We start from the raw sequence: 20,532 nt of genomic DNA, 5'->3' as shown, positions 1-20,532 counted from the left end.
CTCGTAATCAAGAGTTGAGGAGAAGGAAACCGACAGCCACACCGATGATCGGGAGGGCTTCAACCAAACCGATACCGATGAACATTGTTTGACGAAGTTCGTTTTTGAGTTCTGGCTGACGTGCTTGTCCTTGTACTGTTCCGTATACGATGAGACCGTTACCGATACCAGCCGCGAGTGCTCCAAGACCGATAACGAGTGCTGTTGCGAGAAGATTCATTTGTTCCATTGTGTATATTCCTCCTAAAAGTTAAGTAAATAGTTTTTTTGTTCAACGCTTTGGCGAGACCTGCCCGAATTAATGCTCGGCAGAAGCTTTATGCCCGATATACACCATTGCAAGCGTCAGGAAAATGTAGGATTGGATAACCCCGATAAAGATTGAGAAACCTTGCCATAAAATCATTGGGAGAATTGCGAACACAGCACCGAGCGGGTTAAGTGCCCCTTCTGCGGTAATTGCGAGTCCCAAGATGATGGTAATCATGATTTCACCGGCAAAGATGTTACCGTAAAGACGCAGACCGAGCGTCAAGGTGTTCGCGAACTCCTCGATGAGCTTGATCGGCAATAAGAACCAGACCGGCTTCACGAATTCCGCCGAGTAGTGCTTCAAACCGTGTAGCTTCACGCCGTAATAGTGCGACATTGCAACGACGAGTGTCGACAATGCCAACGTGACGTAAGGATCGGCCGTCGGTGAGTTGAACCATAGATAGTGACCAGAAATGACGTTAAACGGTAGACCCATTAAGTTTGAGAAGAGAATGAACAAAATCAACGTCATTCCAAACCCGATAAAACGGCCACCTGTCTTCCAGTCCATCGCACTCGAGATAATCCCGCGTGTGAATTCTGCGAAGAATTCCATTAAGTTCTGCTTACCAGTCGGCTTCATAGCCAAGCGTCGCGTTCCCCAAACGGCAAACGTAAATACGAGTAGTGATGCGATCAGCACCGTAATGACGTTCGTCCAGCTCCCATATAACGTATAATCTCCGAGTTGTAGAGAATATGTGGGAAACTCATGACCCATTAGTATTCACCTCTTTTCCTGCTGAGCTGGGCAAGTGTGAACTCGCCAAATTGTATGATGTGGCCGGCGATTAGACCAGTTACCACCGCAATCAGCGATACTCGATCCTCATAAAAGAGACCGACTATCACGGCTAGTGCACCGACTGCCATCCTTGAAACAGTCCCGTGCGACTTCGGGCGTCGTCCATGTTCGATTACGTCAAACATCCGAATGACGCTTCGATTCTGCATATGTAGAATGATGAGACTGGCGACCCCGCCTAAGAACAAGCCGAGAAATACCGGTTTGTACATAGGGACGATGAGCGCTCCGATGAGGAGAATGGCGAACCATCCGATAAACCACTTCGTATAGCGTTTCATCAACTGCTGTTGTGCTTTTCTGTCTGCTTGCACTTGTTGTAAGTTCATTCGTCCTCTCCTGTCAGTAAACTTCGAAGGGTGAGAACTAGCGCCGTGATCCCGAAAGCCATTCCGAGAAGCACTGACACATTCCAACCAAACGTGCCCCAAATTTCACGTCTCGCCCCGTATTGGCCAACGAGATAACCGATGACGATCGGTCCAGCGAGCGCGGTCGAGATTTGAGAGGCGAGCGAGGCATAAGATAGGTAACGATTGTCTTTTTTCGTCATCCCCATCCCCCTTTCGAGCTGCCGAGCCATGCATCTTCTCCATCGGATTCACACTCGCGTGACCATCAAAAGTCACACAAGTTCAGAGTACTGGAAATGGCATAAGAAGTCAATTGATTTCACAATTATAAAAGCGCTTTAAATCAAGTCGTATCAAGGCTTTTACGCAGTTCACAAACTAAATTAAAATCATCAAATTTTAAGAAAGTATGAAGAAACGGTGAAATAAAAATGTTGACTTTATAACATTTCACATTACGAACCAGATGAAGAATAGTTCAGTTATACCTTCACGTTTTGGAAATTACAATGCAAAACGGCTTACGTTCACAAAAGGTTTTGAAACAAACGTTGACCCGATTTTGAAATCGTTTACATCGTCCTGTATCAGTATACCGATTATCTTTTTGTCATGTCGAGGGGTTCTGACGAATTTGTAGTGATGAATATCACACCGCCTTTTCCGAGCGGTCAATCGCCTGGAAATCCCTTCCCATCAAGCCGAAATGGGTGGACAATACCAGTTCGAATGGCTACGATTACGATGTAAGCGCTATCTAAAAATGTGTCGATTTTGTGACTTTCGAAACCGACGCCCGCATCGAATGCATGTTGATGCGTGTGAGGAGGAACTAGAATGGATTGGATGACCCAGCTACGCGAGGAGATCGGCGCCGATGTCGTCTTCACGGACTCGACGACCCGACTCGCCTATTCATTTGACGCGACGCCGAACTATCAAGCGATGCCAGACGCGATCGTGGCCCCCCGCTCGACCGAGGACGTGCAGGCCGTGTTGCGGCTGTGCCACGAACACCGGATCCCCGTCGTCCCACGCGGATCGGCGACAAATCTTGCCGGCGGCGCGACGCCGCTTTCAGGTGGTGTCGTCATGGACTTCCGTCATATGGACAAGATTGTCGAGATCGACGAGAAGAATTTGACGGTGACGGTCGAACCGGGCTGCATCACCGCCCATTTGGCACAAGCCGTCGAGGCGAGAGGCCTGTTTTATCCGCCGGACCCGAGCTCGATGAAAATCTCGACGATTGGCGGCAACATCAGTGAGAACTCCGGCGGCTTGCGCGGGCTGAAATACGGGGTCACGGCCGATTATGTGCTCGCGCTCGAAGCGGTGCTCCCGAACGGCGAAGTGCTCCGTACGGGCGGGAAGCTCGCGAAAGACGTCGCCGGTTATGATTTGACCCGTGTCCTCGTCGGCTCGGAAGGGACGCTCGCCGTCATCACGCAAGCGACGCTCAAGCTCATCCCGCTCCCCGAGACGAAACAGACGATGCTCGCCTATTTCGAGGACTTGGACAGCGCGGCCCGGACGGTGAGCCGCATCATCGAGAACCGCATCATCCCGGCGACGCTCGAGTTCATGGACAAGAAGACGATCGAGGTCGTCGAGGCGTATGCGAACATCGGATTGCCGACCGACGTCGGCGCTCTCCTTCTATTAGAACAGGACGGACCGCGTGACGTCGTCCGTCAAGATGTCGAAGCGATGCACGCTGTTTGTCTCGAGGAAGGGGCCTTGTCGGTCGAAGTGGCCCGGGACGAAGCGCACGCCGAGACACTCCGCTACGCCCGGCGCATCGCTTTGTCCGCCCTCGCCCGGCTCAGCCCGACGACGATTTTAGAGGATGCGACCGTACCACGGAGCGAGATCGCCGAGATGGTCCGGCGCATCGAAGCGATCGGGCGGGCGTACGACATTCAAATCGCCACGTTCGGCCACGCCGGTGACGGCAACCTGCATCCGACGGTCGCGACCGACGCCCGGAACCACGAAGAGATGGAGCGCGTCGAGGCGGCGTTCGCCGATATTTTCGCCGCCGCGCTCGATCTCGGCGGGACGATCACTGGCGAGCATGGGGTCGGGGCGATGAAAGCCCCGTATCTCGAATGGAAGCTCGGACCGGCCGGGATTGACGTCATGAAAGGCATCAAGCTCGCCTTCGACCCGCACGGCATCATGAACCCGCAGAAGATGTTCGCCAAAGCGGCGAAGAAACGCATCGTCCAAGGAGGCCAATCATGAAGCAAAGAACCGAACTTTCCACCCGCATGACCGAACAACTCGACTATGAAGAGATGCTTGGCTGCATGCGCTGCGGCTTTTGCCTGCCGACGTGCCCGACGTATATCCGCTCGAAAGACGAGTCGGCATCCCCGCGCGGGCGTATCGCCATCATGAAAGGTGTCGTCGACGGGTTGATCGAACCGGATGAGGGCGTCGAGAAGACGCTCAATGAATGCCTCGGTTGTCTCGCCTGTGAGCCGGCATGCCCGGCCGGGGTGCGCTATAGCGTTCTGCTCGAGGACGCCCGCGCCGCCATCACCGAGCATAAACGTGCGACCGGGCAGATGCCGGTCCGCGAACGTCTCGTCCGGAAAGTCGTCTTTGACGGGCTGTTCTTGAACAAAGCGAAGATGGAGACGGCAACGGGCTTCCTTCGCTTTTATCAACAGTCCGGCGTCCAGACGCTCACCCATAAACTCCGCATCCTCGACTGGTTCCCAGACCAACTCCAAAAGATGGAGACGATCTTACCGACGGTCCCGGCGAAGACGGAGCGCCGTCGTCGTCCCGAGCGGATTCGAGCGACGTGTGCGACGACGGCCCGGGTCGCCTTCTTCAGCGGCTGTCTGATGGACACGATGTTTTATGAGACGAACGCGAACACGATCAAACTGCTCCAAGCGGCAGGTTGCGATATCGTCATCCCGAACGCGCAGCAGTGCTGCGGGGCACTACACGGACATGCCGGTGAACAGGCGGGCGCCGTCACGCTCGCCAAACAGAACATCGCGGCGTTCGAGGCCGAGGACGTCGACTACATCATCACGAACGCCGGTGGTTGCGGGGCGTTCCTCGTCGGTTATGATCATCTGTTGAAGCACGACCCGGAATGGGCCGAACGCGCCGAACGATTCACGGCCAAGATCAAAGACTTCGCCTCGATCTTACTCGAGGTCGGCTTCCTCGACCGCGTACCGCTCACGCTGCCGGCGCAACTCATCACGTACCAAGACTCGTGTCACCTTCGCAACGTCCAAAAAGGGGCACTCGCCCCGCGGGTATTGCTCCAGGCGATTGAAGGGTCGGTCTACGTCGAGCAGAAGCACGCCGACCACTGCTGCGGCTCGGCCGGTGTGTACAACATTCTGCAGCCCCATATCGCCAACGACATCCTCGAGATGAAGATGGGGCACGTGAACGCCACGGCAGCACAAACGATCGTGACGTCAAATCCGGGTTGCCACATGCAGATGCAACTCGGGATTCAAGAGCATGGGACTGAATCGATGCGCGCCGTCCACTTGGCGGACCTGCTCGTCGAGGCGATGTCATCCTGACCAATCAAGAGGAACGGCCCGCTGATCCGGGTGCTGTTCCTCTTTTTTCTCCTTTTATAAAAAAAATAGAAGTAATAATCCCCGCTTTATTCGACCTTTAAACGCTTTTTTCAAAAATAATGTTTACAATCCTTCGACAACGGGCATATAAGGTTATGTGAAAATAATTATTGAAAAGGGTGAATGCATGATTGAATTTAAACAAGTGCAAAAAACATTCAAGAACACGACCGTCTTGAAAGAGATGAACCTCACCATCAACAAAGGTGAACTCGTCGTCTTTATCGGCCCGTCCGGCTGCGGGAAGACGACATCGCTCAAAATGATCAACCGTTTGATCGAGCCGACGGAAGGGACGATCATCGTCAACGGACAGGATACCCGGAAGATGGACCCGATTGAACTGCGTCGCCAGATGGGCTACGTCATTCAACAGACCGGCCTCTTTCCGCATATGACGATTCGCGAAAACATTCAATTGATCGCCGGTCTCGAAGGACACGCCGAACAAGACATGGATGCGCGCACCGAACACCTCCTCCGCATGGTCGGCCTCGACCCGGACCAATTCATCGATCGCTATCCGAGCGAATTGAGCGGCGGTCAGCAGCAGCGTATCGGTTTCGCCCGTGCCCTCATGAACGACCCGGAAGTCATTTTGATGGATGAACCGTTCAGCGCCCTTGACCCTGTCACTCGAAACGATCTCCAAGAAGAACTGTTCAATCTTCAAGAAGAAGTGAAAAAGACGATTGTGTTCGTCACCCATGATATGGATGAGGCGATCAAGCTGGCCGATCGCATTTGTATCATGCGCGACGGGGAAATCGTCCAATTCGATACTCCGGAACAAATTCTCCGGAACCCGAAAGACGAATACGTCGAGTCGTTCATCGGGAAGAATCGGATTTGGAACAGCCCTGAATTCATTAAAGCGAAAGACATCATGATCACCGACCCGGTATCGATCAGCGGGAAGCGGACGGTGCTTCAAGCGATTGAAATCATGCGCTCCCGCAAGGTCGACAGTTTGTTGATCACAGACCGTGATCGTGTCCTTCAAGGACTCATCAAATTGAAAGATGTCCACGGCATCCAAGACAAGACGAAGCGGCTCGAGGAAGTCATGAACACGAACTATGCTTTCGTCTCAATCGAGGACTCGCTCCTCGACATTTTAGACGTCATGAACACGAGCGACCAAGGGTATCTCCCGGTCGTCGACGGTTCGATGCTTCACGGTTTGATCACACGCAGCAGTTTGCTTTCCGTCCTCAGTGAGCAATTCATGCAAGAGGAGGAAACTATATGAATGCCATTCAATCGTTTTTCAATTACTTCACGAGCAACACCGACCAAATCGGGACGCTCTTGCTCGAACACTTACAGCTGACGGTCTTCGCCGTCTCACTCGCGGTCTTACTCGGGGTACCACTCGGGATTCTCATCTTACGGATTCCACGTCTCGCCAAGCCGATTCTCGGTCTGACGAGCGTCGTCCAAGCCGTACCGAGTTTAGCACTCCTCGGATTTTTGATCCCATTCATCGGAATCGGATCGACCCCGGCCATCATCATGGTCGTCTTGTACTCGCTCCTCCCGATCGTGAAAAACACGTATACGGGACTATCGAGCATCCCGGGCGATACGCTTGAGTCGGCCAAAGGGATCGGGCTCACCGACCGCCAAATTTTGAGTAAAATCCAGCTTCCGCTCGCACTGCCGATCATCATGGCCGGGATTCGGATCTCGGCGGTCACGGCCGTCGGTCTCATGACGATCTCGGCGTTCGTCGGAGCAGGTGGTCTCGGTTACCTCGTCTTCGCCGGAATCCAGACCGTCGACAACAATCAAATCCTCGCCGGTGCCATCCCGGCCGGACTGCTCGCCTTGTTGATTGACTTCATCGTCAGTCGCATCGAGTATAAAGTAGCCCCGAACGGCATCGTCCTCGCGGATGGACGGATGAAGAAGAAAACACGTCGTTCTGCGAAGAAAGTGACGAAGCCGCTCATCGTCATCGCGACGGCGTTCACGCTTCTCCTCGCCGGTTCGATTTACGCCTTCACCCGTGAAGACGATACGATTGTCGTCGGTTCGAAAAACTTCACCGAGCAATTGATTCTCGGGAACATGGTCGCCGACTTGATTGAGGACAAGACCGACCTCGATGTGAAACGTCAACTGAACCTCGGTGGCACACAGGTCGCTTTCAGCGCCTTGCGCACCGGAGAGATTGACACGTATGTCGAATATACGGGCACATTGTTCGTCGACGTCTTGAAGCAAGAAGTCGAGAACGACCCCGACGTCGTTTACGACAAAGTCGTGAAGCAAGTGAACGAGCGGTTTAATATCCGGACGCTCGACCCGATTGGCTTCAATAACACGTATGCTATCGCCGTCAAACAAGAAGACGTCGACACGTACGACTTAAAGACCGTCTCTGACCTCGCCGCAGTAAGTGACGAGCTCGTCTTCGGTCCGACGATCGAGTTCTCGAACCGGGAAGACGGCTACCTCGGATTGAAAGAGGCGTACCCGTTCAACTTCGAAGACGTGAAACCGGTCGACGGCGGACTCCGCTACACGGCACTCATGAACAATGAGAGTAACGCCATCGACAGCTTCTCGACCGATGGATTGCTCAAGCGTTTCGACTTGACCGTCCTCGAAGACGACAAACAGTTCTTCCCACCGTACTATGCGGTCCCGATCGTCAGCGAAGAGACGCTCGCCGAGCATCCTGAGCTCGCGGACGTATTGAACTTGCTGAGCGGGAAAATCACGGATGAGACGATGCAAGAACTCAACTACCTTGCTGATGTCGAAAAACAACGTCCGGAGAAAGTCGCCCGCGACTTCCTCATCGAAGAAGGATTGATCGCAGAATAATCATGCAAAAGACGACCATCCCGTATCCATCGGAATGGTCGTCTTTTGGCGTTCCTTGATTCAAACGGCTTTCCCGACCGAGACGCGATTGCGCCCGCTCCGCTTCGCCTGATACAGTGCCCGGTCGGCCGCCTCAATCAAGTCACCTTTCTCGCTACCCGGCGCAGGCGCTTGTTCGGCGACACCGATACTGACACTTACTTTCCGAAGCGGATGATAACCTTCATGTGGGATGTTCAGTTTGAGCACCGCTTGTCGAATGCGTTCAGCAATCTCTTTCGGTTGTCGGGCGTGACGTGGCTTGAGCAGCACCGCGAACTCTTCTCCGCCATAGCGAGCGGTCATCCCGTCTCCCCCGACCGCCTTGTCGATCGCGTTCGTCACCCGTTCGAGACAAGCGTCTCCGGCCAAATGGCCGTACGTATCGTTGTACACCTTGAACGCATCGATGTCGAGCAAGAGGAGTGCGAGCACGTCTCCGGTCTCCGCAGCCTCATCCCACATCCGCTCGAATCGTTCATCGAAGGCGCGTCGATTCCAAATACCGGTCAACGCATCATGCAACGAGCGATGGATGAGCGCTTGTTTGCTGCGCTCGAGCCGGAACGTATGCATGAACGTCAGCAACAGTAACAACGCGATCCCGACGACGATCACGATCACCCACTTCGCCGAGCTCGAGGCGATATCACTCCGGATTGACGCCTGTTGAATAATGTTGTCGATATCCTCACGAATCGCCGCATCGACGTCCCTAAATCGATTGATGTAGCCGATGCCACTATAGCGTCGCGCGTTCGCCATTTCAATATCTCCAGCCTCGACGAGCTCAATTTGCGATTCGTGGAACGCTTCCATCTGTCGGATGAGCGGCAACGCCTCTTCTTGAATCAACTCCTGCATGATCGGGTGACGATGATCGAGTTCTCGGATGACGTGAATCATCTCCGACAACGAGCGCTTCGTCGCTTCATACTGTTCGAGTGACAGGGTGTCTTGATTATATGTATAGCCTCGGACCGACAGCTCTTGATCGAGCAACAACCGGAGCAGCTCTGAGGCGGCGTTCGCAATCGGGATCGCCTCTTCGACGATACGACGGTTCTCTCGTTCGATATCTTGAAACGCGCTATAGCTCCAGATGCTCGTCAAAAACAGCGCCATCAAAGAAATGAGCAAATATCTTTGTAGTAGTGAGAATTTAGTCTTCACGGCGTCTCTTCCCTTTTTCATGATCGGACCGCCATACGGTCCCTTCCTTTTCTACTATCGGTCGTGACTCGCTTCACCTCAACTATTTTGAATCGATCGCGGCACATTCCACAAAAAAGAGGATCACTCGGATCCTCTCTGTACGGGTTCGTGCTTATTTTGTTCCGAACAAACGGTCACCCGCGTCACCGAGTCCTGGGACGATGTAACCATGGTCGTTCAACTTCTCGTCAAGTGCGGCGAGATAGATTTCGACGTCTGGGTGTTCAGCTTGAACACGTTCCACACCTTCAGGGGCTGCGCAGAGGCAAGCGAGCTTGATCGACTTGGCACCGTGCTTTTTAAGCGCGGCAATCGCATCAGCGGCCGAACCACCAGTTGCGAGCATCGGGTCGACGACGATGAAGTCACGCTCTGTGACGTCCGTCGGCAACTTGAGATAGTATTCGTGCGGCTCGAGCGTCTCCGGGTCACGGTATAGACCGATGTGACCGACTTTGACGTTCGGCATCATTTTGAGGAAGCCATCCACCATGCCGAGGCCTGCCCGTAAAATTGGGACGATTCCCAATTTCTTGCCGGCGATCATCTTCTGTGTCGATACAGAGACCGGTGTCTCGATTTCTACATCAGTAAGCGGAAGGTCGCGTGTAATTTCGTATGCCATGAGTGACGAGACCTCGTCTACGAGTTCACGGAACTGCTTTGTCCCCGTCTCTACTTTGCGCATAATCGTCATCTTGTGCTGAATCAATGGGTGGTCATAAACGTGTACTTTGCCCATCATGCTTCACTCCTCTCTCAATCTCTCTTGAGCATTGTACCCTAACTTTTCTGAGAAAGGTAGGGTCAACTTCTGTTTTCTAAGAGGTCAGACGAAACCCGAAGGAACGGAATCGATCCCTCGGGCTTCAGGTGACACGTCGATCAGAATTTGAAGAAATTCAGAAAACCGGCCGTCTTGTGTTTCACTTTTCCACACATCTTGCCTTTGGCGGCCTGATGGTGTTTTGACGTTTCATGCTTGGCGGCATGTTTTTTAGCATGCTTCTTTGCAAGTTTTTTTGCCTTCTTCTTGTCTTTCTTCTCTTGCTTCAACTCGGCTTTTGTCTTTTGTGTCGACTTCTCTTTTGACGCAGTCTGGTCATTCGTCGACGGAGCCGGTTTCGTCGTTGTCGTCGGCTTAGCGACTGGCGTTGTTGACGTTCCTGTCGCAGGTTTGGTCGCGGCTGGCTTCGTTGTTGTAGCCGGCTTTGTCGTAGTTGTTTCAGCTGGCTTCGTTGTTGTCGTTGTAGCCGGCTTTGTCGTAGTCGTTTCAGCTGGCTTCGTTGTTGTCGTTGTAGCCGGTTTCGTCGTAGTCGTTTCAGCTGGCTTCGTCGTTGTCGTTGTAGCCGGTTTCGTCGTAGTCGTTTCAGCTGGCTTCGTCGTTGTCGTTGTAGCCGGCTTTGTCGTAGTCGTTTCAGCTGGCTTCGTCGTTGTCGTTGTAGCCGGCTTTGTCGTAGTCGTTTCAGCTGGCTTTGTCGCCGGTGCTACCGCGACTGGCGCTGGTGTCGGCGCCGTGTCTTTCGTACGTGTCACAAGTCCCGCGTTCCAGTTCACGTAAGCATCCGCTTCATGGAAGTGGATGAAGCCAGAATCTTTGGCGAGCTTGTGGCTGTCCGCGCTAAGACGTGTCGAAATCGTGAGCGTCTTGACCGAGTGCTTTGCGTCGACCGCTTGTAGTTTCTTGATCATGTTTTGTGACCAAGCGTCACTCTTGATCGTATCGGCGTTGAAGCTCTCCCACATGATGCCGTCGACATATGGCGCCGTCGATGTTTCAAGTGTGTCGAAACCCCAGTTTTGAACCATGGCGATATCCCCATAGCGAGCCCGTGCTTGTTTCAAGAAGTTGACGAGGCCGTCTCGTTGTTGTTTGAGCACCGTCGGGTTGTTCAAATGTTCATTATCGATATCGCCGACCGTGTCCATGAATACGCCATCGATGCCTTTGGCGATGACTTGGTTCTGGATTTCCGTAAGGAGTAACCCTTGGAAGTGCGGCGAGGCGATGTTCGTCAAGTACGAATCCCATTCCGAGTAATGGACACGTTGTCCGTTACGCGTAAAGAAGTCACCTGATTGAAGTTTTGACATGAGACCGGTGTTCCATGTCGCGACTTCCATGACGCTAATATAACCGAGCACTTTCGTCCCGCGCGCTTTGATTTGCTCCACTTGTGCTTTCGTGTAGTGGAGCGGCTCAATGATGACGAGATCGTAGTTCTGCATATCTTTTAGAATCGCTGCCGTTGGATGGCCATAATACACTTGATAGTTCTTCACACCGTCGAGTGGGTTCATGGTTTGTGCCCCCGTTTTAGACATGTTCAGACTAACAATTAACAACACTACCGTTAGAGACATAATTAACTTTTTCAATTTCACTACCTATTCCTCTCCTGATGACTGACAAAACGTGGTGACGGACGATGATGGTTGAATGGAGTTGTGTCTCGTTGTTCCCCCTTTTCTTTCTATTCAAATGACGAGAAGGTTAGTGCTGTGTGTTTTATGGATGTATCGGATTCGTGTATGTAATGTTGAACCTTCGCAAAAAAAATTATAGGATAGTTTTTCACGAAAACATAGTGTCAATTTGACAACAAAAAACCGCTTCACGACATGAAAGTGTCATGAAACGGGTAAAACAATAAGTTATTTGGTCATATGTAAGTATTCAGCGTTGACTCTAATTCGAGACGATCAATCAAATAGACTCGTTCCGTCTCGACGTCCATCAATTGAAGGGTGTCTTGCCCTTCCTCCATCCAGACGTCAAACCGTTGTTCGGTCAACTGTTCATAGAGCGCGAGCGTCCCGCATCGTTCCCCGGTCGGCTGTCCACTACTCGGCTTCACGTGGGATAACAATTCAAATAGGTCGCTCGTACTCGGCCCACCGAGATGGGCGATTTTCGTCTCCGTCTCATACGTCGCCAGACGCATCGTCTCTTTTGGCTCCGATACAATCGTCAATTCCCCGGCGCCAGGCCGTTTCACCGTGCCCCACACCTCGATTACGGTCCCGTAACGTTCCGACAACTCGACCGATGCCCGTTCAGTGAAATCATGGATGGGCACATCTGCTAGGACAACCCGCTTCAGCAGCCTGCGCTCATTCGCAATTGATGCAAAAACGGCTTCCGTTGAGTCGACGGCGACATATTCGCCCGTGAAGACGGCCGGTAGCACGGTACGTTCCCATGCTTCTTCCCTCCCCATCTGTAACGTGATTCGCTTGTCGGCCAATTGAGTCAAGAAGGCGACCCCATCGTTCTTCCCGCTCTCAAAGACGAACAATCCGGGCTCGATCATTTGCCCTTTCGCCGCCCCGTCCTGAAAGACTTGGTACGTGACGTGGAGCGCCCCTCGGTCCGGTGTCTCATACCGGAAGACGGATCCTGGGATGATCGTCTCGTGTGCCTTATTGACCGAGAAGGACTGTATCACATTTTCGACGTTCGGTTCAGGAATGAACGACAGCGTATCTCCGACTTCGATTTCAACAGAATTCGCCGTAACGGCAGCCTCGAACGCTGCGATCTTGTCCGTGCGGAAGACCCGTGCGTTTTGCTCGTCACTGTTCAAGCACGAGACGTAGTGCGACTCCCCGCTCCGCCAATATTTGACGGTCTTGCTGCCTAATTCGTCGTAGAAAGGATGACGGAATGTAATGGAGGCCACTTCAGCCCGACGCATCGGCAACACGTCCGTCGGTTTTTGCTCACAGTAATTCAATAATCGCGACTTCAGCGCAGACGTCAACGGGATGTCTCGGTCTTGGTGAATCGCATACGTCGACAATGACCGCAAGTTGAGCGCGTTCGTCTCGTTTGCGCCACATCCGCTTAAAAAGATGATGCCAACGATCATCATCCATAAGACGTGTTTCATTCCGCCCCCTCCTTTCACATTTATTTGGGTACTATCACCTAAAATTTTCTTTTTCACTTTATCATACAATAATAATTACTTATATAGTTAGAAGAACAAACAAAAAATGCCACTTGCGTGGCACTTTTTTAGTCGTCGTCTTGATCATCGTCCCGATCGTCATCTTGGTCGTCATCATTTTGATCGTCGTTTTGATCATCTTGATCGTCTTGGTCATCCCGGTCATCGTCACGTTCAATCTCTTTCACTTGCTGTTGAAGGTTCAACTCAAGTTTGACGCGGTCACCGGCTTTTGGCGCCTCGTCGTCAAGCTCGTAGCGGCTCGCGAGTTTGAACGTCTCTGACTTGCCGTCACGCTCGATGGTCACGTCACGGTCCGACAAGCTGACGAACGTACCGTAGATGTCAAAGTCGTCACTCTCGCGGTCGACTTCCTTCACTTCCTCGTTTTGATTGAACTCGAGTTTGACGCGGTCACCGGCTTTCGGTGTGTCGTCGTCAATCTCATGACGGGCCGCGAGCGGATACGTCGATTCTTTACCGCTGAAGCTGATCGTCACGTCCCGGTCTGATAGGTTGACGAGGGTACCATACAATTCATAATCATCGTCATCGACCGAGCGGACCGGCGTATCACTCGAGGCTGTTCCTTCTGTCGACGCGGCCGCTTCTTGGTTCGCCTCGTCTTGTGCGTCATCTGCAGCATCATCCGTTCCACTGTTCACACTGTCGACCGACCGCGGGACGATGACCGTGTCCGTGTTGTCATTCGCAACATACAACCCGATCCCTGCGACGGCGAGGACTGCCAAGCCGACGCCTAAAATCCATCCGATTAGTTTCATGATGTTTCCTCCTCGTTTCATGTGGTGAACTTGTTCTACATCTTCATCATAGAACGGTGACCTTAGAGCACCACGAGGATTCCATTAGAAAATGATGAGAATCTGCGAAAGTTTTGTCATTTTGCGACGAAGAAGACGCTGCCGTCCGGCGCGTTCGCGTAACTGCCGACCGACCAACCGTTCATGTCGGCCACTTCCTTGGCGATGGCGAGCCCGAGTCCGCTGCCGCTCCGGTCCCGCGCCTCATCGAGTCGATAAAAACGGTCGAACAGACGCGCCCTGCCGTCATCGCTCAGCGTCGTCCCATGGTCACGCACTTCAATCCGACTCGGTGTCATCGTCACGTGCGTGTCAGTCGCGTACTTCAAGCTGTTGTCGATGAAGATGACGACGAGCCTTTGCAGCGAATCACGGTGCCCGTACCACGTTCCTGTCGCCTCGATTGGAACCCGGACGCCATGCGAACGCTCGAACCGCTCGGTCAATTGTTCGGCGAGCTCGGTTAATTCAATCGCTTCAGCCTCGATTTCTTCAAGTGAGGAGAAGCGGCTCAGTTCAAGCATCGGTTCAATCAAGTCTTCGCGCATTTGCCGGGACTCGGTCAAAATATGGTCGATCGCCTCGTCACGGACGGCCGGGTCGCTTTGTCCCCAGCGCCGGAGCAGTTTGGCGTACCCTTCGATGACCGTGAGCGGCGTCTTCAGTTCATGTGAAACATCGGCGACGAAACGACGCTGTTGCTCCATCGACCCTTCGACCCGGCCAATCATTTGATTGAAGCCGGTCGCAAGTGTCGACACTTCGTCTTGGCTCGTCCCGACATCGATGGTCTCAAGGGTGCCCGATTCCGTGATTCGTTCCATCGTCGTCTCGAGCCGGCGGAGCGGGTCGAGCCCTTGCCTGACGATCCAAAGGCTGCCGATGAACGTCATCGCCACGGCGATCAAAAAGATGATGAGAAAGATCGTGGCGAGCGTCTGGAGTGTCTCACTCACGGCCGCGTCTTGAAACGCGTAGCCGAGCCCGTTCGACGTCGCGATGACGAACCAGTCGTCGACGAGGGCCGGCTCGCCGAAATTGACGGGAAACCGCAATCCTTCCTCGGCCTCTCCGCCGATGATGCCCCAGGCGCCGTTCGCTTGTCGCTCGAGCACGACACTGTCCTCGTGTAACGACAAGACGGCCTGGCGATTCCGCTCGTCCTCCTCGAGCAAGCTGAGTGCCTGGCGCAAGACGTCATAGCGGGCGTCGACAATCTGTTGACGCGAGACGAGCCAGGCGACACCGAACGAGGTGATCAGGAGGAACAACATGAACCCCGCCATCGCCAAAGCGATTTTCGTCCGTAGCTTCACCTTATTCACCACGCTTCAGCATATAGCCGACGCCTCGGACCGTCTGAATCCAAGAGCCTCCGAGTTTCTTGCGGACATAGCGGACGTACACATCGACGACGTTCGTGTCCCCGTAATAGTCAAAGCCCCAGACGTGTTCGACGAGTTGGTCGCGCGTGAGCACGCGTTCCGAATGTTCGAGCAGATAGACGAGCAAATCGAACTCTCTCCGGGTCAGGTCGACTTTTTGCCCCTCGCAGATTACTTCGTGACGATTGACGTCGACGGTCAGCCCTTCATAAGATAAGACCCGTTCACTCGTATCGACTTGGACGTGTTGCCGCATCCGTAAGAACGCCCGGATCCGTGCGAGCAACTCTTCCATCTCGAACGGTTTCGTGATGTAATCATCGGCCCCGAGGTCGAGCCCGCTCACTTTGTCGTAACGGTCCCCACGTGCCGTCACCATCAATACCGGGAGAAGCGGCTGCTCTTCTTTGACGCGGCGAACGACTTCAAGTCCGCTCATCTGTGGCAACATGACATCGAGCAACATGAGGTCAATCCCACCAGTGAGTGCCCGGTCGAGCCCGGTCCGCCCGTCATGAGCGACCTCGACTTGATAACCGGCATGCATAAGTTCAAGTTCGAGTAATCTGGCAATTTTAGCATCGTCTTCAACGACGAGAATCGTAGGCATTCCATTCATCCTTTCTTAAAAAAACGCCGAGCAGTCCGCCCGACGCATCATTCTAAGTGTTCCCGGATTCCTCAGTCAAAAAACGGACGAACTGCTTCTGGAATCGCTTGTTCGATGCGCAATTCGAGTGAATCGCCCATCCGGTCAAACGTCGTTTCAATTCCTTCCGCCTGAAATGCCAAATCAGTCCCGACTTGAGCGATTTGGTCGAGCCAAGCGTTACCGGTCAAGGTGAATAATAGGAACCCGGCGACCCCTGCCGCCATGAGTGTCAATGCGAGCGCACCGACGGCCACTCTTCGAATCATTCTTCCAATCTTTCCTCTGCTAGTTGCGCGCATAAATCCCTCTCCCTTGTCTATTTTCTTTCTTTACTGTACGGGAGCGAGCTGAGAAAGAGCGGTGAAACAGATTAGAATTTGATGAGAAAAAAAGGCCACAGCACGCTGCGACCTCAATTTTCTTCAAGCACCGACTTGGCGATCGGCGCCCAATACGTTCCATCCATGGCAGCGACTTCTGCGAGCGTCGTCCGGTACGTGTCGTCCCCGGCCTTCTTCTCGGCGATGCCTTTCATCCATAAGACGTCCGCTTTATACCCTGATTCGGGATACGTCTCGACATAGGCGGCATAGTCTTCGATCTCCGCTTCACCGAGCTTGTTGTCGACGAGCAAGCGATAAAATCCGACCGCTTGTTCTTGACCGGCTTTCGCCTTGCCGACGAGGAGCGCATCGGCTTCCTCGTATCGTTTGTCCGAGACGAGTGTCTCGACTTTAGCGAGCGGGATGACGGCCTGTGCCTCAGGCGACTCGGTCGTCTCGTCCTCGGTTTGGAGCGCCTCGTTCGCTTCTTCAAGCCGGGCGACTTCTTTCTCGAGTTCTTCTAACCGTTTCGCGAGTGCCTCCTCTTCCGTCACCGTCACGACCCGCTCGTCGGAAGCGGACGGCGTCACTGGGGGTGGCGCCGGGTCCGGCCAAAAGGCGAGCGCGACCAGCCCGAGCCCGACGACAAGCGGCAGGCCGAGCCATGTCTTGTCCCACTTGAACGCATTCTTCCAATCTGACAAGTCCGCATGACCGATGACGGCCGGCGAGAACGAACGAAAGCGGCGCTTGGCCGCCTTCTTTCCGTTCGCCTTCACTTCGAGCGCGAGCCCAAGCCGATGAAACGCCGCCGGCACTTTCATCCCGAGAAGCGGTACGATCCGTTCACTTGCCTCGATATAATAGCCATGATCGAGCAGCGTCGTCACGACCTCGAACTCGTTCGCGACGAGGCGAAACGTCGGGTCGTGCTCGCCTTTTCGGACGAGCCATTCGGTCATATCGATGAGCGGCAGTTCCGCGAGTTCCCGATCTGCGAGTGTCCGTACGTCCATTCGTCAGCCTCGTTCAGGATAGAGCGGGAACTTCGACGTCAACGCGCGCACGGCTTCGTGCGCTTCGGTGAGCACCGCCTCATCTTCATGGTTCGTCAAGACGCGTCCAATCAAGCGAGCGACTTCACGCATATCGTCTTCTTTCAATCCGCGCGTCGTCATCGCGGCCGTCCCGAGACGAATCCCGCTCGTCACGAACGGTGATGCCGGATCGAATGGGATCGTGTTCTTGTTGACCGTGATGCCGGCTGCGTCGAGCGCATGCTCGGCCGCTTTCCCGGTGATATCGATGCCACGGAGGTCGACGAGGAGAAGGTGGTTATCCGTGCCGCCCGATACGATGCGGAGTCCCTCTTCTTCTAATCCTTGCGCGAGCACTTGTGCGTTCTTGATGACTTGTGCCTGATAATCTTTGAACTCAGGTTGAAGCGCTTCTCCGAACGCCACTGCCTTCGCAGCGATGACGTGCATGAGCGGACCACCTTGAATCCCTGGGAAGATCGACTTGTCAATCGCCTTGGCGAACTCCTCTTTACAGAGGATCATGCCGCCGCGTGGACCGCGGAGCGTCTTGTGCGTCGTCGTCGTCACGAAGTGCGCGTGCTCGACCGGGTTCGGATGAAGCCCGGCCGCGACGAGACCGGCGATGTGCGCCATGTCGACCATGAGGTAAGCATCGACGCTATCGGCGATCTCACGGAACTTGGCGAAGTCGATTGTCCGCGGGTACGCCGAGGCACCAGCGACGATGAGTTTTGGTTTATGTTCTTTCGCGAGGGCTGCGACAACGTCATAATCGATGTGTTCTGTCTCTTTGTCCACACCGTATTCGACGAAATTGTATTGAACGCCCGAGAAGTTGACCGGACTTCCGTGCGTCAAATGGCCACCGTGCGACAAGTTCATGCCGAGCACCGTGTCACCGGCTTCAAGTACTGTAAAGTAGACGGCCATGTTCGCTTGGGCACCCGAATGCGGCTGCACGTTGGCATGTTCTGCACCGAACAGCTCTTTCGCACGGTCGCGGGCCAAGTTCTCGGCTACGTCGACGAACTCACAACCACCGTAGTAGCGACGGCCTGGATAACCTTCCGCGTACTTGTTCGTGAGCACGCCACCTTGCGCTTCCATGACTGCTTCTGAGACAAAATTCTCCGAGGCAATGAGTTCGATGTTCTCGCGTTGGCGACCGAGCTCGTGTTGCATCGCTTCAAACAATTCCGCATCCTGTACTTTCAACTTCGTCGTGTTTACCATGTTGAAACCCCCTCTGAATGTCTAAAAATCAACACCCCCATCGTAACATATGCTTCTTTTTTTGGGTATCGTCTAATCCACGGGCAAGTCGGGTATCATAATGAAGAAGACGATCAGAGGAGGATGTTTATGATTGAGACAAAACAAATCACGATTACCCCGTTTGAACGCGAGCGGACGGTTCGGATTTATACACCTGCGGATTACGACACGACGGACAAACGTTATCCCGTGCTCTATATGCATGACGGCCAGAACGTGTTCGCCGACGAGGACGCGAGCTATAAGATGAGTTGGCGCGCCGGCGAGTATGTGGACGCCTCGAAACGCGACTTGATTATCGTCGGCATCGACAGTGCCCCCGGCGAGATGCGACTCGACGAATACGGACCGTGGGAAAACCCATACATCGGTGAGAGCCTGCTCGGTCAAGATGTGACGCTCGGCGGCCAAGGGTCGGCCTACATCGAATACATCGCCCAAGAGTTAAAACCGATGATTGATGCGAACTATCGGACGAATCCGGACGAGACGGCGATGATGGGCAGTTCGATGGGCGGCTTGATCTCGATTTACGCCGCATGTGTCTATCCCGACATCTTCAAACGCGTCGCCTCGCTATCATCGGCGTTCTGGTTCAACCAGACCGAGCTTGAACAGTTAATCGAGTCGAGCGATTTGAGCGGTGTCGAACGTCTATATATGGACGTCGGTCGGAAAGAAGTCGAACAACCGTCAGCGGACGGTCCGACGAACGAAATGTATCTCGAGTCGAGCGAACGCGTCTATGCGCTCCTCCACGACAAAGTCGACCATATCCGTTTCGAGGTCATCGAGGAAGGCGTGCATAACGAGCTCGCTTGGCGTGAACGGTTCCCGATGGTCCTTTCTTACTTGTTCAGTGAAGAGTTATAACATACAAAAAAAGCCGGTCCTCGCGACCGGCTTTCGTTTATTTCGCTGGATAGTGGGCCCGGGGGCCGCCAATCAGTTTCGGCCGCGTGACGGCGAACGTGACATACGCCTCACCGAGCTGCTTCGCTGATAAACGGACCGGGATCGCGACCGGTTTCAAATGCATACCGATCAGCGTCGACCCGATATCGATCCCTGCATCCGCTTGAATCGATTCGACGACGCAAGGCGTATCGAAGCTTTCGTACGCTTTCTCCGCCATCGCCCCGCCCGCTGCACGCACAGGGACGACCGTCACTTCTGTCAAACCGAACTGTTTCTGCGTCCGTCGTTCGACCGTGAGCGCCCGATTAATATGTTCACAGCCTTGAAAGGCGAGATGGACGCCGGTCTTGTCGCGAAACGTCAGAAACGCTTCGATGAAGTCCGACGCCACATCAATCGAGCCCGCTTTCCCAATCGTCTTACCGACGACCTCGCTCGTCGAACAACCGATGACGAGAATCTTGTCCTCATCTAACGGAAACCGTTCGTGCAACTCCGTCAATAAGTTCAAAAGCTCCGCCTTCATCGTCGTCACTTCGTTTCGTAAGCGCTCATCTTATCGACACGGTTCGAGTGGCGTCCGCCCTCGAAATCTGTATCGAGCCATGTCGCCACTAAATCGAGTGCAAGACCCGGTCCGATGACGCGTTCGCCCATCGTCATGATGTTCGAGTCGTTGTGTTGACGTGTCGCTTTCGCGCTGAACGAGTCATGGACGAGTGCCGCCCGGATGCCTTTCACTTTGTTGGCGGCAATTCCGATGCCGATCCCTGTCCCGCAAATCAAGATGCCACGGTCGAACTCACCAGCCGCGACGGCTTCAGCGACCGGAATCGCCACGTCTGGATAATCGATTGACTCGGCCGAGTGTGTCCCGAAGTCCTTATACTCGTGACCAAGCTCTTCCAATAGTCCGATGATGTCTTTTTTCAAGTTAAATCCGCCATGATCGGCGCCAATTGCGATTTTCATTC

The 20,532-nt window shown here is 53.8% G+C and carries 21 protein-coding genes; 5 read left to right on the top strand and 16 right to left on the bottom strand.

Annotated features, from left to right (window positions below):
* Positions 1-7: 7 nt before the first annotated feature.
* From atpE to KNP86_RS08375, 4 genes are all read right to left on the bottom strand, one after another.
* Entirely contained in the window at positions 8-220 is a 213-nt protein-coding gene (gene atpE / locus KNP86_RS08390; protein ID WP_024370837.1) for a F0F1 ATP synthase subunit C, read from the bottom strand.
* Positions 221-298: 78 nt separating this feature from the next.
* Entirely contained in the window at positions 299-1,036 is a 738-nt protein-coding gene (gene atpB, locus KNP86_RS08385) for a F0F1 ATP synthase subunit A (RefSeq protein WP_021066134.1), read from the bottom strand.
* Positions 1,036-1,449 carry an ATP synthase subunit I gene (locus tag KNP86_RS08380; RefSeq protein WP_029594687.1) on the bottom strand — a complete coding sequence of 138 codons (414 nt, stop codon included), beginning with the start codon at positions 1,447-1,449 and terminating at the stop codon, positions 1,036-1,038. Before KNP86_RS08380 ends, atpB begins: the two co-directional genes overlap by 1 nt.
* Entirely contained in the window at positions 1,446-1,673 is a 228-nt protein-coding gene (locus KNP86_RS08375; protein ID WP_029594686.1) for a hypothetical protein, read from the bottom strand. Before KNP86_RS08375 ends, KNP86_RS08380 begins: the two co-directional genes overlap by 4 nt.
* A 646-nt stretch (positions 1,674-2,319) precedes the next feature.
* On the opposite strand from KNP86_RS08375, the gene KNP86_RS08370 reads away from it, so the two are divergent.
* The 4 genes from KNP86_RS08370 (at position 2,320) to KNP86_RS08355 (ending at position 7,934) form a co-directional block, all read left to right on the top strand.
* Complete coding sequence (locus KNP86_RS08370; protein ID WP_251130478.1) at positions 2,320-3,720, top strand: FAD-binding oxidoreductase; 1,401 nt, start codon at positions 2,320-2,322, stop codon at positions 3,718-3,720.
* On the top strand, positions 3,717-5,039 hold the full coding sequence (locus tag KNP86_RS08365) for a (Fe-S)-binding protein (RefSeq protein WP_251130464.1): 1,323 nt from the start codon (positions 3,717-3,719) through the stop codon (positions 5,037-5,039). The genes KNP86_RS08370 and KNP86_RS08365 overlap by 4 nt, the downstream gene beginning before the upstream one ends.
* Before the next feature lie 187 nt (positions 5,040-5,226).
* Complete coding sequence (locus KNP86_RS08360; protein WP_029594683.1) at positions 5,227-6,351, top strand: ABC transporter ATP-binding protein; 1,125 nt, start codon at positions 5,227-5,229, stop codon at positions 6,349-6,351.
* A complete protein-coding gene (locus tag KNP86_RS08355) occupies positions 6,348-7,934 on the top strand; it encodes an ABC transporter permease/substrate-binding protein (protein WP_034779220.1) in 1,587 nt (528 codons plus the stop codon). The genes KNP86_RS08360 and KNP86_RS08355 overlap by 4 nt, the downstream gene beginning before the upstream one ends.
* Positions 7,935-7,994: 60 nt before the next feature.
* On the opposite strand, the gene KNP86_RS08350 is transcribed toward KNP86_RS08355, so the two are convergent.
* The 10 genes from KNP86_RS08350 to glyA all read right to left on the bottom strand — a co-directional run bounded on the left by KNP86_RS08350 (position 7,995) and on the right by glyA (position 18,598).
* Positions 7,995-9,146: a GGDEF domain-containing protein gene (locus tag KNP86_RS08350; protein ID WP_353048163.1), complete on the bottom strand. Its 1,152-nt coding sequence runs from the start codon at positions 9,144-9,146 to the stop codon at positions 7,995-7,997.
* Between the two features lie 154 nt (positions 9,147-9,300).
* The gene (upp, locus tag KNP86_RS08345) at positions 9,301-9,930 is read right to left on the bottom strand and encodes a uracil phosphoribosyltransferase (RefSeq protein WP_021066126.1); all 630 of its coding nucleotides are present in this window, start codon (positions 9,928-9,930) and stop codon (positions 9,301-9,303) included.
* A 143-nt stretch (positions 9,931-10,073) separates the two neighbouring features.
* Positions 10,074-11,489 (bottom strand): glycoside hydrolase family 191 protein, encoded by a 1,416-nt coding sequence (locus KNP86_RS08340; protein WP_214753700.1) that lies wholly within the window; start codon positions 11,487-11,489, stop codon positions 10,074-10,076.
* A 362-nt stretch (positions 11,490-11,851) separates the two neighbouring features.
* A complete protein-coding gene (locus KNP86_RS08335; RefSeq protein WP_214753697.1) occupies positions 11,852-13,081 on the bottom strand; it encodes a hypothetical protein in 1,230 nt (409 codons plus the stop codon).
* A 128-nt stretch (positions 13,082-13,209) separates the two neighbouring features.
* Entirely contained in the window at positions 13,210-13,926 is a 717-nt protein-coding gene (locus KNP86_RS08330) for a hypothetical protein (protein ID WP_251130463.1), read from the bottom strand.
* Positions 13,927-14,042: 116 nt separating this feature from the next.
* A complete protein-coding gene (locus KNP86_RS08325; protein ID WP_214753693.1) occupies positions 14,043-15,281 on the bottom strand; it encodes a sensor histidine kinase in 1,239 nt (412 codons plus the stop codon).
* A gap of 1 nt (position 15,282) precedes the next feature.
* The gene (locus tag KNP86_RS08320) at positions 15,283-15,960 is read right to left on the bottom strand and encodes a response regulator transcription factor (RefSeq protein WP_214753691.1); all 678 of its coding nucleotides are present in this window, start codon (positions 15,958-15,960) and stop codon (positions 15,283-15,285) included.
* A gap of 71 nt (positions 15,961-16,031) precedes the next feature.
* Positions 16,032-16,268 (bottom strand): hypothetical protein, encoded by a 237-nt coding sequence (locus tag KNP86_RS08315; RefSeq protein WP_034779230.1) that lies wholly within the window; start codon positions 16,266-16,268, stop codon positions 16,032-16,034.
* 146 nt (positions 16,269-16,414) lie between these two features.
* Positions 16,415-17,341, bottom strand: a complete 927-nt coding sequence (locus KNP86_RS08310; RefSeq protein WP_214753689.1) for a hypothetical protein — start codon at positions 17,339-17,341, stop codon at positions 16,415-16,417.
* 3 nt (positions 17,342-17,344) lie between these two features.
* Entirely contained in the window at positions 17,345-18,598 is a 1,254-nt protein-coding gene (gene glyA / locus KNP86_RS08305; protein WP_034779234.1) for a serine hydroxymethyltransferase, read from the bottom strand.
* A 129-nt stretch (positions 18,599-18,727) separates the two neighbouring features.
* Between glyA and KNP86_RS08300 the strand changes: the two genes are divergently transcribed.
* Complete coding sequence (locus tag KNP86_RS08300) at positions 18,728-19,513, top strand: alpha/beta hydrolase (protein ID WP_214753687.1); 786 nt, start codon at positions 18,728-18,730, stop codon at positions 19,511-19,513.
* A gap of 37 nt (positions 19,514-19,550) precedes the next feature.
* Here the strand turns inward: KNP86_RS08300 and KNP86_RS08295 are convergent, their stop codons facing one another.
* Together KNP86_RS08295 and rpiB are read right to left on the bottom strand one after the other, a co-directional pair.
* A complete protein-coding gene (locus KNP86_RS08295) occupies positions 19,551-20,093 on the bottom strand; it encodes a TIGR01440 family protein (RefSeq protein ID WP_152567762.1) in 543 nt (180 codons plus the stop codon).
* Positions 20,090-20,530: a ribose 5-phosphate isomerase B gene (gene rpiB, locus KNP86_RS08290; protein ID WP_021066115.1), complete on the bottom strand. Its 441-nt coding sequence runs from the start codon at positions 20,528-20,530 to the stop codon at positions 20,090-20,092. Before rpiB ends, KNP86_RS08295 begins: the two co-directional genes overlap by 4 nt.
* Positions 20,531-20,532: the final 2 nt, after the last annotated feature.

Origin of the sequence: Exiguobacterium sp. s16 (assembly GCF_018618115.1) — a bacterium.
Classification (GTDB): domain Bacteria; phylum Bacillota; class Bacilli; order Exiguobacteriales; family Exiguobacteriaceae; genus Exiguobacterium; species Exiguobacterium mexicanum_A.
Note: the sequence above shows the minus strand (reverse complement) of the source record. Positions and strands in the feature narration are given on the sequence as shown.